The organism is Marinobacterium ramblicola (assembly GCF_019084545.1).
GTDB lineage: Bacteria > Pseudomonadota > Gammaproteobacteria > Pseudomonadales > Balneatricaceae > Marinobacterium_D > Marinobacterium_D ramblicola.
The window spans coordinates 72,234-88,608 of record NZ_JAHREP010000006.1; the positions used below are offsets into that span (position 1 = coordinate 72,234).

A 16,375-nucleotide genomic window follows, 5' to 3' on the forward strand; every position below is an offset into this window, starting at 1 on the left:
GGCAAAATAGATCTGATAAGCCAGCAGACACCATGCCCCAGCGGACAGGATAATAACGAGCGCGGTTAAGGGTCTCTTCGACAACATACATCCCCCGGGCAACCCATATTTTTATATTTATTTCTAATTGCATATAACCACAACAGTTATTACACGTAAACATTGTTTACATAAACAACCACAGATAATGAAAGGCGCGATTGATCGGAGCGAAAAAACGCCCCGAGTTCTGGCTGAGGGTCTGGCTGAGCAACGCTGCCCCGGGGAGTTTCAGGGGCAGCTCAGGGGGTAAGGTTAGTTGTATGAGCGGAAGGTGACCTGAAGCTCGTTACCGACAATTGCGAATGTGGGCTCCACGCCGTCCAGGCTATTGCCGCAGAACTGCTCGGCACTGAAGCTGGCCAGGTTGGCATTGCTCAGCAGAGTGTAGGGCGTATCGAAGGCAAATCCACCACCCTCTTGTTTCCAGAACGAGAATTCGACCTGGCTGCTGTTGATCGAGAGCGATCCGGAAACACTGAGCCCGGTTGCCTCGCTGCCAAGCTGGATCGACAGGACACCGCCACACAGATCGAGCTCGCCGATGGTCAGCCCTCCCTTGTGATTGCCGATATCCAGCTCACCATTGCCCAACAGCTGTACCCTGGCCGTGCCGCCCGAGGCCTCATCGTAGAACGAGATCTTGCCGCCATAACCACCATTGCTGCCGCCGTAGGCGATCAGCGTGGCGTTGCCGGCGCTCGATACACCGGAGAACACCGTATAGCCACCTGCCGCCTTGCCGGTATAGCCGCCGAGATTGAACAGCACGGCATCGCCTGCGGTGGGGACATCGCTACCCGCGCTGCCTGCGCCGTAAACCGAAAACTCGGTGAAACCGGCGGCTGTCCCCTCGGCTGTCGCCGGGTGGTTCCAGATGGTGGCGTTTCCGGCGGTGGGAAAGTAGTCGGTGGGCAGGTTGATCGAGAAGATGGTATGCCCGGCACTCGACTTGCCGGCGATTGCACTGCCGTAGTTGACGATGGTGGCGCTGGCCGCGGTCGGAGAACCGTAGCGGGCACTGAACTCAAGATGGCCGCCCCCGCCCTGTTCGCCCACCCGTGCGCCGTAATTGATGTAGGTGCCGTTACCGGCGCTCGCTCCCTGGTTGTTCATGTGCGGCGGGTTGTTGTTGAAACTGGTTACGCCGCCATAGGCACCGGCAACCGGAGCGGCGAAGTTATGAAAGCGTCCCTGACCGCCGGTGGCGGTGGCGTCGAATGCCACATCGCCGCCGTTTGCCTTCGCGTGCGTGCCACCCCAGTTGTTGTAGACACCATAGGCAGCGGTCGAGTTACCGTAGAACTGGGTGTTGCCGCCATCACCGCCGGACACCGTACCGCCCACATTGGTAAAGCAGGCATTGGCCGCCGTCGCGCTGTCGTGAAACACCACGTTACCAAAGGTATCGCCGTCGGCACCGAGGGAGCCGTAGATGGTAAATCGGGCATTGTCCGCAGAGGATGAATCGCAGAACGCCACCTCGCCACCCACGGTATTGTGCGCCGGCGGCGCACCTGAGCCGGTCCAGACCTTGAATACGGCCGATCCGGCATTCGCGTTGTCATGGAAGCAGATGACACCGCCACCGTAGCCCGGCTCCGACTCAGGACCGGCGCAGTAGTAGATGTCGTCGCCTCCTGCCGAAGCCGAATTGAGGAACTGCAGCTGCGGGTTGTTGAATCCGCTGCTGGTGGAGGCAACGATGAAGCTTTGCAGTTTTCCCGAGCGGTTGCTGACGCCGGCACCGGCGATGGTCAGTGCCGGTGTTGCTCCGGGACCCAAGGTAAAAGTGTAGGCCGGGGCGTCCTCGCTGAACTCGATCGCCTCTACCCTGGCATCGCTGGTGGCGGAGAAACCGACCGCCGTCTGCGAAGAGCGCCCAAATTCTGCGCTGTCCGTGGGCACCCCTGAAGGTGTCCAGTTGCTTGCACTATTCCATTCGCCGCTGTCCGGCTCGGTTTTCCAGGTCGACATGGTCATCTACTCCTCCTGAGTTTGCTTGCTATTGTTATTGTGTTGACGCTGTATCCACCGCTGCCACTTGCACCCGGTTGCGTCCTGACCGCTTGGCCTGGTAAAGCGCGATATCCGCTGCACGCAGCAGTCGCTCCGCGCCACCTTTGGTTTCGGGTACGGCGGTGGCAACCCCGATACTGACGGTGACGACCTGGCCGACCGAAGAGTGTGCATGGGTGATCGCCCTGCCCTCGACCCCACGTCGTATCTTCTCTGCCAATAGCGTCCCACCCTCCGGGTCCGTATCGGGCAGGATCAGGATGAACTCCTCGCCACCATAACGGGCAACCAGATCGGCAGGCCGCTGCATCTGGTTACGCAGTGTCTCCGCTACGGCAATCAGGCAGTCATCGCCGGCTTGATGACCATAGTTATCGTTGAACGCCTTGAAGTGATCCACATCGAGCATGATCACCGTCAGCGGCTTTTTCTCTCGGCGCAGGCGCACCCATACCTCTATCAGGTAGTTGTCGCCTCGCCTGCGGTTTGCAACGCCGGTCAAACCGTCGCGCTCGGCCAGCCCCTGCAGCTCCTCATTGAGCTGTTCCAGCCGAGCGGTCCGTTCCGCGACCTTCTCCTCCAGCGTACGGGAGTGCTCCTGCACCTGTTCGTAGAGGCGCGCATTTTCGATCGCCACCGCTGCCTGGGCCGCCAATAACCTTATCACCTCAACCCGCTGTTTTGTGAACACGCCACTGGCAAGATTGTTTTCCATGTACAGGGCGCCTTCGAAACGCTCCCTGCGGATCGGCACGCAGAACACCGAGATCGGCCGACGGCTGACCACATAGGGATCCTGCACGAACTGCCCCTCGCGCGCCGCATCATGCAGTACCACCGCCTCACCGCTGTGCAATACCTGGCTGATCAGGGTCACCGGCAGCGGTACGCGCCCCCCCTCGGTATCGCCAACCAGCGACTGGGCGGGAACGCCCTCTGTCGACACCCCGTTTTCCGGCAGCTTAGCCGTCTCGATCAGCAGACGCCCCTCATGGCGAACCACCAGACAGCCCCATTGACCACCGGCGTTTTCCAGCAGAATGTGCATGCTGGTGTTGAGCAGCCGATCAAGCACGATCTCGCCGGAGATCTCGCGGGACGCCTTCATCACCGAAGCCAGATCGAGGTCGCCGACGGCGCCGCGCTGGACGGCCACCTCCGCAGTGGCATCCAGCTCTCGCAATACCGGAAACTCCTCGGCCAGCATCTGCACCTTGCGATGCGCGCCCCAGCGGTCGTATAGACGCAGGGCGCCACGCAGGTAGCCCTCTGCCGAGCGTCGGCGACCAAGCCCCAGCAGGTAGCGTGCAGCGCACTCGCAGGCGGTAGCCTCGTCACGCAGAAAGCCGCTTTCACGTGCACTCTCGATCGCCGTGTCGTAACGCTCCAGGGCGCTATCCCGGCAGCCGCCCAGCCGTGTCAGCTCCGCCTCCATCAGATACTGCAGGTGGCGAAAATTCGCTTCGCAGTTATCCGCCAGACGCGTCATCCGCGCGAACTCCTGCTCCAGCCTCTGCCGCGTCTCGGCCTGCTCCTCTACCGGCATCTGCGGGTACTGTCGGGCCAGCGTGAGGAAGGCGACGATCCGGAACCGCACCAACTGGGGCAGGGACATCGCTGACTTGATCAGCTTATCCTGAGCACGCACATGTTCGAGAGCGCGGTCATAATCGCCGTACAGCAGGCAGATCTCCGCGCTGTAGATGTGGTAGTTGGCGATACCGGTCATGAAATGACGCGCACGCATGCCGTCAAGACAGCGCTCCTCATCGAAGCTGTCATCGCTGAGCGAGAACGGGTCGTGGGTCAGGCCCAGCAGATTGCGTTGCAACTGCAAAAACAGCGTGCCCGAGTCCAGCGAGTCCTGGTAGGCGCACTCCCGCACGATCTCCAGGTTCTCGGCGTGCTGGCGGTGGGCGGTTTCCAGATCCAGAGTCGGGTCCCAGATCACGCAGTCCTGGGCACTGTAGGCAAGGTAGAGCAGATCGCCGGTCTGGTAACCCGCTTCGATCCCCCTGCGGAACCAGGGGGTCAGGCTGGTCCAGTGGTTGCTCCAGTGGTGCACGAACATGGCATAGACGTAGATCACCCGCGCCCTCAGGGCCAGATCGTCGAGCCGTTCATTGATCGCCAGTCCAACCTTGGCGTACTGATAACCCTCGGCCGGCTCATCAAGCTCGCCGCACAACAGCATGCCGTAGGCGGCATAGGCAAAGGCGGACTCCGGACAGTTGCCGTGTTTCAGCGACAGGTTGACCGACTTCAACACCAGGTAGGGGAAGAGATTGCCACTGGCGGAGAGGAACGCGGCCGCAAAGATCTCCATAAGCAGCCTCATCGCGGTCAGGGTGGCGGGATCGTCCACCTGCGCGGCATCCACCAGCTCATCGATACTGCGCGTCCCCCGATACTCCAACACCCGTCGGCGCTCGGTGGCGATATCCTCCAATGTGGGTCGCTCGGTGAACTGCACACCGAGCAGGACCAGCCCTTCGATGGCAGAGCGAATCGAGTCCTCCATGCGTCCGAGCGTTGCATACTGGCGGGTACGGGTGGCCAGAATATCGGCACGTTCCAGGTTTGAATCGGCGTGTTCGAGCATCACGTCGATCCAACTGTCGGCCTCTTCGGTGCGTCCCGTCAGGTAGGCGCACTGCTGGGTTTCGGCGGCCAGCTCCCGCATCAGTTCCGGCCTCTCCTGCCAGGGATCGCTCGGCAACAGCTCGGCCGCCACCCGCAGGTAGGTCAGGGCCGCTTCATAGGCGGAGGCGTGTTTGGCGCGCACACCCGAGCGCAGGTTCAACCCGGCCAGCTGATGCCGCTCCTCGACGGACTCGATCAGCGGTCGCCCCTCGTTGAAGTGACCGACGATCTCGATCAATCGCTCGTCCGGCACCTCTCCGCCCAGGTGCTGCAACATCAGGCGAGCGATGGAGAGATGCACCTCGCGCAACCGTTTCACATCGATCAGGGCATAAGCCGCCTGCTGCACGCGGTCATGCTGAAAACGGTAGGTCGGATTCAGCGCCTGGGGTTCCACGTCGCCCTCTTCCAACTGAGTGCCGACCAGACGATAGTCGCTGTGCAGCGGCAGCACGGCGTGCTGCTTGAGTGCCGGCAGCAGTGCGCACGCGGTCTCATCGACGGAGCGCTCGTAGATCACCGACAGGGTATGCAGATCGAAGGTGCTGCCGATGCAGGCGGCCAGCTGCAACACCCGCTGGGTGTCGAGCTGCAAGCGACGCAGGTTGTCCACCATGAACTCGACCACATCGCTGCTCACGCCAGACCAGCGCACCGCATCCAGATCCCAGTCCCAGCGCCCGGTGATCGAGTTGGGGATCAGCGAGCCCTCCTTGTAGAGCTGACGCAGCAGCTCATTGGTGAAGAAGGGGTTGCCCTGTGCCTTGTCGTAGATCAGATCGCTCAGCGGACGTGCTTCATCCACGTCCCGATACAGGGCATCGGCCACCAGATGCGCCACCGACTCCCGATTCAGCGGCCCCAAGGGGAGCTGGCGGATATGCTTCTGCTCCTGCAGATCCTCGAGCAGCAGGCGCAGGGGATGCCCCACCCCCACCTCGTTGCTGCGATAAGCACCGATCAGCAGCAGATGACTCAGTTCATGGGAGGTCACCAGACGGCGCAGCAGTTCCAGCGTCGGCACGTCGCTCCACTGCAGATCGTCGAGGAACAGCACCACCGGGTGCCCTTCTCCGGCAAACACCCGCAGGAACGCGGTCAGCACGATCTGCAGACGGTTGCGCGCCTCGGCCGGCGGCAGTTCGGCCACGGCGGGCTGAGGCCCGATTACCAGCTCAAGCTCCGGTACCAGCTCCACCACCAACCGCGCATTGGGCACCAATGCCTCGAGCAGTTGCTGACGCCACTGCGCCAGCGCCTCCTCCGGCTCTGCCAGCACCTGCTGCACCAGACCGCGGAAGGTGGCCGCGATCGCGCGGTAGGCCTCGCCGCGCTGGAACTGATCGAACTTGCCCTGCACCAGGAAGCCACGTTCGCGCACCAGGGGCCTGTCGATCTCGTTGACCAGGGCCGATTTACCGACCCCGGAGTAACCGTGAACCAGGCAGACCTCGGTGTTACCCGCTATCGCCGCCTCAAACAACCCAAGCAGCTCCTTCAGTTCGCGCTCACGGCCGTACAGGGCCTGAGGCACCAGGAACTTCTGCACCACATCCTGCTCGCCCAGTTCAAACGGCTCGATCTCTTGGCCGGCGGCCAGCAGGTCGGCGCAGCGCGCCAGGTCATGCATCAGTCCATCGGCGCTGTGATAGCGGGCATCGGGGCTCTTCGCCAGCAGTTTCAGCACGATGGCCGATACCGCCTTGGGGACCTTGGGTGCAATCTCGTGCGGTGCCGGTGGCATACGGCTGATATGACTATGCACCCACTCCAGCAGAGTGTCGGCCTGGAACGGACGCGTGCCGGTCAGCAGTTCGTACAGCAGCACGCCGAGGGAGTAATAGTCGGAGCGGTAATCCAGATCCCGGTTCATACGCCCGGTCTGTTCCGGCGAAATATAGGGTAGCGGGCCTTCCAAACGCCGCGACATCTGTACCGCCTGCCGCTCCTGATCCAGTTCGGAGGCGATGCCGAAACCGGCCAGGGCGATATCGCCACCGACCGGATCGAACAGCACGTGCGCCGGTGTCAGCGCCTTGTGCACGATATCCCGCGAGTGGATCTCCCCCAGGGTACGCACCAGCCGCAGCGCGATATCCAGCACCTCGTCCAGTGGAAGCCCTTCGCCGTTGCGCGCGCGCAACAGCGCCTGCAGAGAGCTTTCGAACAGATCGCCGACCAGAGCCAGATTGCCGCTGCCGTGTGGCAGCAGGGCATGCACCTTACGCACACCCTCCACCTCCACCAGACGCTGGGCGATCACCCCCTCGCGACGAATCCCCGCGACCTGCTGGCGGTCGGGGTATTCGCTATCCAGGGTTTCAACCGCCAACTCGGCACCGTCGCTGAGGCGGGTCGCGCGATAGACGACGCGGCCTTCGGCCCGGCATATAACCGCTCCGATCTCATAACCGGGTAACTGCATTCCGGCCTCCGGCACGCTATCCCCCTGGATCCGGCCTTTCAGACGCCGAACATGCGGTTGAACGTGGCGAGGTAATCCTCGTGCGCCGTATCACATAGAGGCTCACCGTGACCGCACAGCGCGTGCTTGAACGACAGCGTTTTGAGGCGGGTAAAGTCATCGCCTTTTGGAGCCGCCGCCTGAGCCCAAACCGGCCCCAGATTGGCGGGTGTGAAGAAGCCCATGTTCTGCATCAGCTCCCGGGAGGAGTCGGAGAAGTACTCGTCCGGGCTGAGCCAGTTCTGTAGCGCATCGCAGGCGATGACAATGCCACCGGCACGATCGAGGTGCAGAATCCCCTCCGGAATCTGAGTAGTCTGAAACTGGAACAGGCTGGCATCCGCAATCGGCAGCGGTCCGTCCGGACTCAGCGTACGCGCTTCCAGGCCGGCCTCATGCTCCATGCCGGACATCGCCCAATATTGCGCGCCGTAGCGCTGCACATAGAACTGATCGTCACGTCCATGCAGGCAGCCGAGACGGACCACATCGGTGACCCGTCCAAGACGCTCCAGCTCCGCCAGCCCCTCATCGTTCAGCCGCACGCTGTTGACGATAATCAGCCGCTCGCCGTCGCGCACCACGGTCATATTGCGGCTGAACTGCCAGTCCATGCCCTGCAACACCGTCTCCATCGAGCCGCTGACGAAAAACACGTCGGGGAAGACCTCTTCGATCCTGCCATGGGAGAGAGCCGGGGGAAACTGATCCATATTGTTGATCCTTACGCCTTGCTGTAATCAAAGCGGCCCACATAGCGATACTCCCTGGCATACTCGTTGAGATAGCAGTTGAGGTATTGCAGTTGAGCCTCGTTGAGGCGTCCGTGCCGGATATCATCCATAGATTCGTTACCATCGCTGCTATCCAGCCGTTTAAGGTGGAACAGCGTCATGTCTCGTCCGCCGAAAAAGCCCTTTAAAAACTCGTGCAGGGGGCGTGCCTGCGACATATCGAAAACCGCACCGTAGAGTGCTGTATACAGGGGATGCTGCGCCAGCAAAAGATTATCGAACAGCGGGTAGTCGCCGGGGGGCGGTGCAAACGGCGGATAGGGTTCGGGAATATGAATCGGGTGCGCCATCAGATCGCGGACATAACCGGCATCCAGGCTTGCCTTTATGGCGCCGTCGACCAGGATATTAAGATAGCGCTGACAGGGTAGACAGCGGTCGTCGATGAACGCTGGCATGCCGACATAGGTCAGTGCCGAAAGTCGCTCTCGCTTGTCCGTCCCCTCCACCTCTACCTCGACACTGATGCGATCATAGCCATGACCGTAGGCTTCGGTAGCATCGAGTGGAGCCAGGGCTTGGTCGGGGCAGTCGTGGAGTACGCCGAGCACCCGGTCATTGGGATCGTCCGAACGCTCGATATTGCCGACTCCACCCTCGTGGCGAAAGAAATGCTGCACATTGAAGCGCAGGCGCCAACCATGTAAAACCGCACGCCGGGAGGTCAGAGGCTCCACGCCCTTGGCCCGTAGCGACGTGATGCTCATGTTGGAACCAAAGCCAAAATAGCGAAACATTCCGTTATCAATCACCGTCCAGTAGAGATCCGCGCAGCGTCTGGCACCGCGGACCGAAGCCACAACAATACCCCGATCATACCCGAATTCAACAGTTTAGCTTATGCCTGAAAGCAAGAGCTGCTTGCCTACCGGCTGCGGAAACGCTCTTTAGGTGTTGTCGGCAGGATGCGCCATATTTTGATTCCCATCGCGATAATCACATGATTTGATAGGATTCCCGTTTCAATCAGTAGGGATGGAGAGGGACAAAGAATGATCAGGGCACAGGATCAACAGGGAAAACCGGTCGACTGGTGGTTTATCTATAAAACCCCGGAGCACACCGGCAGAGAGGAGAACAGGGGTTTCGATTTCCTCTATTTCGACCCGAACGCCGAGGCGTTGGCACTCTCGCCAGTGGGGCTAGACCAGGATAACCAGGCGCTGGGACATACCCTGGCCGCCATCTTCAATTCGGCGGAAACCACAGGCTACATCACCTACAACGACGAGCATGTCGCCCAAACCTCGAACAGTTCCGAAAAGGGCCACTGCAAGGGGATCCTGGCGTTCGACAAAGCCAGCGACTCGGCTCTTTTCCTGCTGCACTCGACGCCGCGCTTCCCCGCCAACAACGAGAGCACACTGCCGGTTGATGAACAGATCTACGGCCAAACCTTTATCTGCATCACCCTGCCCGACTATCAGACCGCCAACGCCATCGCCGAGCAGATGTTGAGCCAGCAGAACCCGCAGGTGCTGGTCGAGAGCTCACGCATCCCCAGCTCCCTGCGGGCGGATGAGCCACTGTCACGGTTGTTCCACGGCAACGGGGTGGACGAGTCGTCCGAACCCTCGACACTGAAGTTCAACTCTCGTGGCGGGCAGGCGTTTACGCTGATCGCCAAGAGCAGGCTCTGGGGCGAGGACTTCTGGCTGGATCTGGTATCGCCGGAGTTGAACTGCGATCTGATCGTGGAAACCTGGCGACGTGGCGCGGTAACACCGGAGCAGGACAACCGCTCCAGCGAGTTCGACGAGGACACCCTGAACCTGAACTTCAAGATCGATCCGTCGCTGAGCTACGAGTGGCACTACACCAAGGATCACGCCAAGTGGGCGGTGGCCCTGAAAAACGGTGCCAACGCCCTGCCCTGGGTCTGCGTCGCCGACCTCAACCGCATGGTGTCACAGGAGAAACGCGGCGGCGCCAGCCTCTGTTTCCAGCAGCCGCGCCTGTGGCAGGCATTGCGGGACGCCGAAGAGAAACTGCACCAGCTGGCACAATCCTGAGCTGCACTGCCGATAAATGAAGAGGGCATCCAAACGGTGCCCTCCTCGCTTCTATTTCCCGGTTGCCTCGCCCGCCGGCGGAAACGACTTGTCATAGGGTGGCGTCAACGTCGGTGCATCGCGCCTCGACTCCGCAGCCTGCAACACCGCCTCGAAGGTGGGTGCGACCTCCATACGATCACCCAGCGCCCATAGCGGCTTGGGTACACCGAACCAGTGCAGCAGCGTGGCGGCAAAGGAGGTGGAGTCGAATGGAATCTCGCCCTCGGCCCTGACCACCGTCTGCTGTTTAATCCAGGGTGAGACCATGATCGTCGGTACCCGCGGCCCCATCAGGTCGTAGGCGAAGCCGTCGTTGATGTCATGGGGCCAGGGCTTCCTGGCATAGGGCGGCGCCACATGGTCATAGGTGCCGTTGTTCTTGTCGAAGGTGATCACCAGCAGGGTCTCATCCCAGCCGGGCCCATTCTTGATCGCTTCATAGATATCATTCAGCGCCTTCTCAGCCGGCACCAGGTCCGCGCCCGGATGGTATGAGGTGGCGCCGGAAGGCGCGATCCAGACCGGCTCCAGGAAGCTGAACGCCGGCAGCGTGCCGGCCGCCGCATCCTGCTTGAACTGCTCGATACCGGCCAGGTACTTATCCGCATTGGCATCCACCGTCGGCACCTGCCCCTTCAGATAGAGCTGATAGGTGAATACGCACTCCTCCCAAAGAATCGAGTTGTAGATCTTCCAATCGGTAATCCCCTGGCTCCAGAGCACCTTCCAGATCGACTGGCGGTGCGGCGAATCGGGCCAATACTTGTAGGCGTTACCGCCCTCCCAGGTGCCGAGCTTGTCAAAGGCCGAACCGGTAACCGAAAAGGCACGGTTCACGTCCGTACCGCCGGGTACGGAGCTGAACCAGCGGTCCGATACGGCGAAGTTGCGCGCCAATCCGTTCAATACCGGCAGCTGCTCCGGGCTGAAGGTTTCCATCACCTGCGGATTGGCGTTATTGAGGATGAAGCCGCCCATATCCGGCTGCAAGCGCCCCCAGTAGCCGGGCGACTCGGCAAACATCTGCTGCAACGCGTCGGTGGTGTCGTGGAAGGGGTCCTGGTTCAGCGCCATCAGGTCGTACTGGTCGCTGAGCTTGCCGCCCTGGTACTTGCTGACGTGGACCTTCTTCTCGCCATCGAAGTTGTAATACTCGGTGCTCACGCCGTCGAACGGCTGCTGCGAGCCGATGTAGTGGCAGCCCTGGTCGCCCTTTTCATACAGCCAACCGCAGACGTTATCGAACGAGCGACTCTCCACCATGTAGTAGACCACATGCTTGATCTTCGAGCGCATGAAGTCGATGGTGCCCGGGGTCTGAGCCCTGTCCGCCTGAACCGGGATACGCGGCTGGTAGCCGGTCAGCACCGCATCGGCACCGATATCGGAGGGTAACCCGCCCTCGCGCAACGGCCCTACCAGCACATCCTTATGCTCGGGATCGAACGCCCACAGTCTGTACCTGCCCTGCGCCGCATTCCACTCCAGAACATGGGCGCCAATGGCGGTCAGCTCGCTGTTCTCGTCGATCCACTCCCAACTCCCCTCCTGTACCGCGGGCAGCGAAAGTGGCGGATGCTGCTGTGGGTCGAAGCTCCACAACCGGAACTGCTTGCGATCCGGCAGCCGGTCCAGCACATAGTTGCCGATCGGAATCAGCGTATGTCCCTGCTTGATCAGCGGGAATCCGCCCTGACCGGTGTAGGGGTATGGCAGGGGATCGGCGTTGCCGGGCGTCGTCGGCTTGGGATCCCACTGAGGGTCGAAATTCCACAACTCGAATGTGCCGCGCCCCTTCGCCGGAATCAGGCTCAGCACGAAGCTGGCCATCGGAATCAGGTCCAGATGCTGGTCTTCATTGGGGTTGTCGCTGTAGTAGGCGCGATAGCCCCAGAACTTTTTTTTCTCCCAAAAGCCGCTCTGAACGACCGGCGCGTTCAGCGGGTCCGCGGCCTGCGGATTGAAGTCCAACAGCTTGAAGTTGAAACCGGGTGTTCCCCCCTGCTGGCACAGCGGGCTCCACTGCAGCAGATAGCCCCCGACCTGGGCCATGCGATAGGTGTGATCGAAGGAGGCTTGACTGCCCTGAGAGACCGGGGTCAACAGCTCCTCGGCATCGGGGTCGACCCGATAAAGCCGGTAGGCATCGCTGCTTCGACTACGACAGATCAAAAAAACATAAGGCGATGTGCTGGGGGTATTTGGCATCGAAAGTCCCTTGTTTTTATCGGTTTTTGGGCCAGTATAGGCCGGAGCTCGCTATATTCCATGCAAAACAAAACCTTGGGGCGGCCGTTACACCTTCTTGCCGGCCACCGGCGTCTCGATATCAGCCATATCGACCAGATTCCAGGGCAGCCCCTTTTGCCGATAGATACGCTTGTTCAGGTTTGGATAGTCACCCACATCCTGATCCAGACGCTGACCGACCACAATGCAGCGCAGAACGTCAGTGCCGTTGTTGAACAGGGTATGGGCCTCGCCTCCGGCGCGATAGCCGATAAAGTCACCGGCACCGACCTGGTGCTCCTCATTGCCGATCCGGGCCAGCGCCTGACCTTCCAGAATGTAGACGCACTCATCCTCGTGGTAATGCCTATGTAGCTCGGTGGATTCGAAGCCCGGCTGCACCTCGATAATATGAAAGCCGAAACCGGTCAGCCCGGTCAGATCGCCCAGCGACTTATTCACCCGCTGCGCATTTGGATTGAGAAAGTGTGTTTTACTGACCCCAGCGTACTCCTCGATCTCCTGCCGGGTAACGATATACTTATCCATGAAAACTCCCTGCCGATCAGTTACATACCACTATCACTAACACCATAGTCACGTTCGACCTTTGCAATTCTGGTCTTGAACGCCGAGTACCATTGCTCGCGTCCAAGCTTTTGCGCCAGTTGATGCTCCAGATTGGCCTTCCAGTTCCTGATCGATTCAAGGTCCGACCAGTAGGACACCGTAATCCCCACCTCTTCACGTGCCGACTCGACACCGAGAAAGCCGGGCTGCTGCGATGCCAGCTCAACCATCCTGGCGGCCATCTCGCCGTAGCCGTTGTCGCCTTCGGTGCGAACCGAGGTAAAAACAACCGCGTAATAGGGAGGTTCGGGGGTTTGGGCAATAAGCGACATCGGATAATGGGTCCTTTGGCCTGTGGGGTTGGTTGCATTGGGAACGCAAAATCTACCCCAGGATACTACTCCGGCGTATAACACACCGCTTCAATATTGCTGCAATCCTGGCCGATCAGGACTCTCTCCTGACTGTTTTTTAGGATCGCGCTGAACGACCATCCCAGCCCCTCCATCTGTCGCTGCGGAGACAGCGGTGTTTCTCAAACGCTTCTACGAGCATCTGAAGGACAGGGCAAGTGGCCATCATCGCAGTTCATTGTGGTGCTCAATACACTCCTGAAAAACGAGGAGCGCTGGTGTGAAAAAACAGCCTAAATATTATGACTGGACACCACAGTCACTTGTTATGCCAAACCCACATTCATGCGGGCGCCAATACCAAGGCTGGCCCATTAATTTTCCCCTACTACGGCTTTCCGCTCTCTTTCATACTCGTCGTAAGACTTATTGGAACGCGCTACACACTCCTCGTATTGAGCAGGCGGAACACTGTTGCATTCTTGTCGATTGTTGCGCTGGACGTTGTCGTATATAGCTTTGCTATTGCATCCAGATGCTAGAACACACACTAAAGACACTAACCAAATTTTCTTCACGACTCACCATCCCTACAGGGCCTAACGCAGCCATAAATTGACGAAAGGAGCGCAGCGTATTGAGGTCAATTTCATGGCCTTGTTAAAAGCTACTCTGAACTTCACGCAGCATCTCTTCTTTCATTTCATGAAGTGCTTCTTCCGTGATTCCATACTTATCGCTTAGGTTTGATATTATTTCCATAAGTCTATTATCAAGATTTCCAAGGAAATCTCTACATTCCTCAAGCTCCTTTATCATTTGATCCCTTCCTTCAAATGACATGAAATGCAATGATCTATGCGAAAAGTAGCTATGCGCTAACCAATTTCGTTTTTCAAGAGCTGTCTTTAGCTCTTCCACTTGTAATTCAGTCAATACATCAAGTTTACGAACAGCACCAAGAAGACTCCCCATAGTTTTACTGGACACTAGATCATCATATTTATCATATTCTTTAGCCCATAAGCCAGGATCTTCATGAATCTTTTCTTTGATATTTTTTGGGAAGAATTCATAAAAAAACAAAAGCTGTATTAGTGATTGCTCCACGCATTGAGCAAGAAACATTGCCAAACCAAAGTGAGCATAGACTTCTTTAACGTGTTCTGACTCATCCATAATTTCAGACCCATCCCTTTTTCTTTTAACAGTGTATTAGTCCGCAAGCAGTCAGAACCGTTCTAGACCGCTTTCCGTATAGTTGCTTTCGCCATAATCGCTCGACACTACGCCACTGCTCGGTTTCTCTTTGGTTGGCCAAGTACTATACGGCAACCGATCCACCCTTGGGGCCAGGCGAAACGGTAACGCCAGGCACTACGACGGGTAACGGCCCCTTCCGGGCGGGCGGGAGATTTTGATGAGGTTGGCAGAATATTAACCATCGACCCGTTTCCTGTTCCTTGTCGATTGGGGGCGCCTACTGCTTCCTATGGCGCGAATTGACTTCAGTCTGTATCGGATTGCGTCTGCAGGCAAGTCAATCGCTTTCAACCGAGCGATGAGAGGCGTTAAAGGTGGTCGTAAGGGATACGGCAAAGGCCGCTCCGCCGGGAGCAGCCTTTGGATAGAGACGGTTATAAGCCGTTTACCGGGTTTTCGATCAGGCTTTCAGCGCTTGGCTCTCCAGCCGATCCACCAACACCTCTCCCTCCTTAACGGTCAGGACCGGTCCCTGCCCCGCAGGATCGAGCAGGGTATCGAACTGGATACAGGTCAGTGAATACAGGCCGTCGTTAACCAGCAGTTCGAGGCTGCCGTGTTCGATGAACCACTCAAGTTGCACGGCATCGCCTTCGCCCAGGGCAAGGATGAAGTCGTGGGGGTAGTAACGGTCGAATTTTTCATTGCCGTTTTCACCTTGGCGTCGGTGGCGCAGGCTCAGGCCCTGGTCGTTGCGCTGCAGGGTCAGTTCCGGCAGGCCGGAGGGCAGCAGGGAGAGTTCGACCTGGCTCTCCGGGGCGAGTCGCAGGTTGAGCCGGCCGAGGGTCGGGCCGGGGCGTGTCGTCAGTTGCAGTTGGTCGCCCCGGCTCAGCAGGCTCGCTTCGGCCCGCTGGGGTGTGGGGTCGAGTACCGTTTTCAGCTCGGCGGCGAAGCGTTGCGCCAGGCGCACGCCCTGGTCGGTGGCGACCAGACGCAGCTCTCGCGGCAGGCTCATGGCGCCGCGCCAGCCGTTTTCCGGGATCTGGTTGGCGTAGAGCCAGTTGTTGAGCCAAGAGATGGCGATGCGGCGACCGTCCGGGGTGTCGGACCAGCTCTGGGTGGCGTAGAAGTCGCGGCTTTCATCCATCAGCAGCACCTGTTCCGGCGCGTTGTCGTTGTGGAATGTATGGCCATCGAAATCGCCAACGAAGTACTGGGTGAAGGAGCCCCAGCTGTCGTCACCGGCACCGACGCCGACCACCAGTACCCAACGACTGCTCTTTTCACCGCTGCCCTCACCGCCGATAACCGGCAGTTCGAACAGGTCCGGGCACTCCCAGGGGCCGGGGGTGTGTCGGCCCTGCCCTTCGCCGAACTCGCTGGCCAGGGTCCAGTCGAGCAGGTTTTCGGAGCGGTAGAAGCGGATCGACTGGCCGCAGGCGAGCGCCATGACCCAGGCGCTGGAGTCGGCGTGGCGGATCACCTTGGGGTCGCGGAAGTCACGAAAGCCCGGCGGTGCGATGATCGGGTTGCCGGCGTACTTGGTCCAGCTGCGGCCCCGGTCGCGGCTGTAGGCGATGCACTGCTCCTGCACATAATCCTGCGGCCCTTCGCCGGTGACACGATGGGCAGTGTAGAACGCCAGCAGGCCGGGCTTACCGTCGAACAGTCCGCTGCTGTCGTCATGGTCGACGATGGCGCTGCCTGAGAAACACATCCCCTCTTCATCCGGGAACAGCGCGGTATCCAGATGCTGCCAGTGGAGCAGATCGCGGCTGACCGCGTGCCCCCAGTGCATCGGCCCCCACTCCAGTCCGTGCGGGTGGTACTGGTAGAACAGGTGATACTCGCCGTCAAAGTAGACCAGGCCGTTGGGATCGTTCATCCAGCCCTGGGGCGGCGTAAAGTGTAGTGTCGGGCGCACTGGCGTCACGGCCGGTGCAGCCGGTATTGCTGCAAGCGTCATAGGGTGTCCATTGTCGAAACGGGTGATATGCGTTCTGTCTT

10 protein-coding genes are annotated in these 16,375 nt (G+C 59.6%); 1 reads left to right on the plus strand and 9 read right to left on the minus strand.

Annotation, left to right across the window (positions count from 1 at the left end; genetic code table 11):
- Positions 1-294: 294 nt before the first annotated feature.
- From KQ940_RS06070 to KQ940_RS06085, 4 genes are read right to left on the minus strand one after another with little or no spacing between them, the layout of a single operon-like run.
- On the minus strand, positions 295-2,016 hold the full coding sequence (locus KQ940_RS06070) for a hypothetical protein (RefSeq protein ID WP_217412541.1): 1,722 nt from the start codon (positions 2,014-2,016) through the stop codon (positions 295-297).
- Positions 2,017-2,050: 34 nt separating this feature from the next.
- Positions 2,051-7,126 (minus strand): diguanylate cyclase domain-containing protein, encoded by a 5,076-nt coding sequence (locus tag KQ940_RS06075; RefSeq protein WP_217412542.1) that lies wholly within the window; start codon positions 7,124-7,126, stop codon positions 2,051-2,053.
- 38 nt (positions 7,127-7,164) lie between these two features.
- Positions 7,165-7,878, minus strand: coding sequence for an MBL fold metallo-hydrolase (locus KQ940_RS06080; protein ID WP_217412543.1), 714 nt, complete (start codon positions 7,876-7,878; stop codon positions 7,165-7,167).
- A gap of 11 nt (positions 7,879-7,889) precedes the next feature.
- Positions 7,890-8,696, minus strand: coding sequence for a gamma-glutamylcyclotransferase family protein (locus KQ940_RS06085; protein WP_217412544.1), 807 nt, complete (start codon positions 8,694-8,696; stop codon positions 7,890-7,892).
- A gap of 255 nt (positions 8,697-8,951) precedes the next feature.
- Here KQ940_RS06085 and KQ940_RS06090 point away from each other — a divergent pair, with 255 nt between their 5' ends.
- Positions 8,952-9,971, plus strand: a complete 1,020-nt coding sequence (locus KQ940_RS06090; protein WP_217412545.1) for a deoxyribonuclease II family protein — start codon at positions 8,952-8,954, stop codon at positions 9,969-9,971.
- Positions 9,972-10,022: 51 nt separating this feature from the next.
- Here the strand turns inward: KQ940_RS06090 and KQ940_RS06095 are convergent, their stop codons facing one another.
- The 5 genes from KQ940_RS06095 to KQ940_RS06115 form a co-directional block, all read right to left on the minus strand.
- A complete protein-coding gene (locus KQ940_RS06095) occupies positions 10,023-12,221 on the minus strand; it encodes an alkaline phosphatase family protein (RefSeq protein WP_217412546.1) in 2,199 nt (732 codons plus the stop codon).
- An 87-nt stretch (positions 12,222-12,308) separates the two neighbouring features.
- Positions 12,309-12,791 carry a cupin domain-containing protein gene (locus tag KQ940_RS06100; RefSeq protein ID WP_217412547.1) on the minus strand — a complete coding sequence of 161 codons (483 nt, stop codon included), beginning with the start codon at positions 12,789-12,791 and terminating at the stop codon, positions 12,309-12,311.
- A 20-nt stretch (positions 12,792-12,811) separates the two neighbouring features.
- The gene (locus KQ940_RS06105; protein ID WP_217412548.1) at positions 12,812-13,144 is read right to left on the minus strand and encodes an antibiotic biosynthesis monooxygenase family protein; all 333 of its coding nucleotides are present in this window, start codon (positions 13,142-13,144) and stop codon (positions 12,812-12,814) included.
- Positions 13,145-13,825: 681 nt separating this feature from the next.
- Entirely contained in the window at positions 13,826-14,344 is a 519-nt protein-coding gene (locus tag KQ940_RS06110; RefSeq protein WP_217412549.1) for a hypothetical protein, read from the minus strand.
- 484 nt (positions 14,345-14,828) lie between these two features.
- Positions 14,829-16,334, minus strand: coding sequence for a glycoside hydrolase family 32 protein (locus tag KQ940_RS06115; protein WP_217412550.1), 1,506 nt, complete (start codon positions 16,332-16,334; stop codon positions 14,829-14,831).
- Positions 16,335-16,375 lie beyond the last annotated feature (41 nt).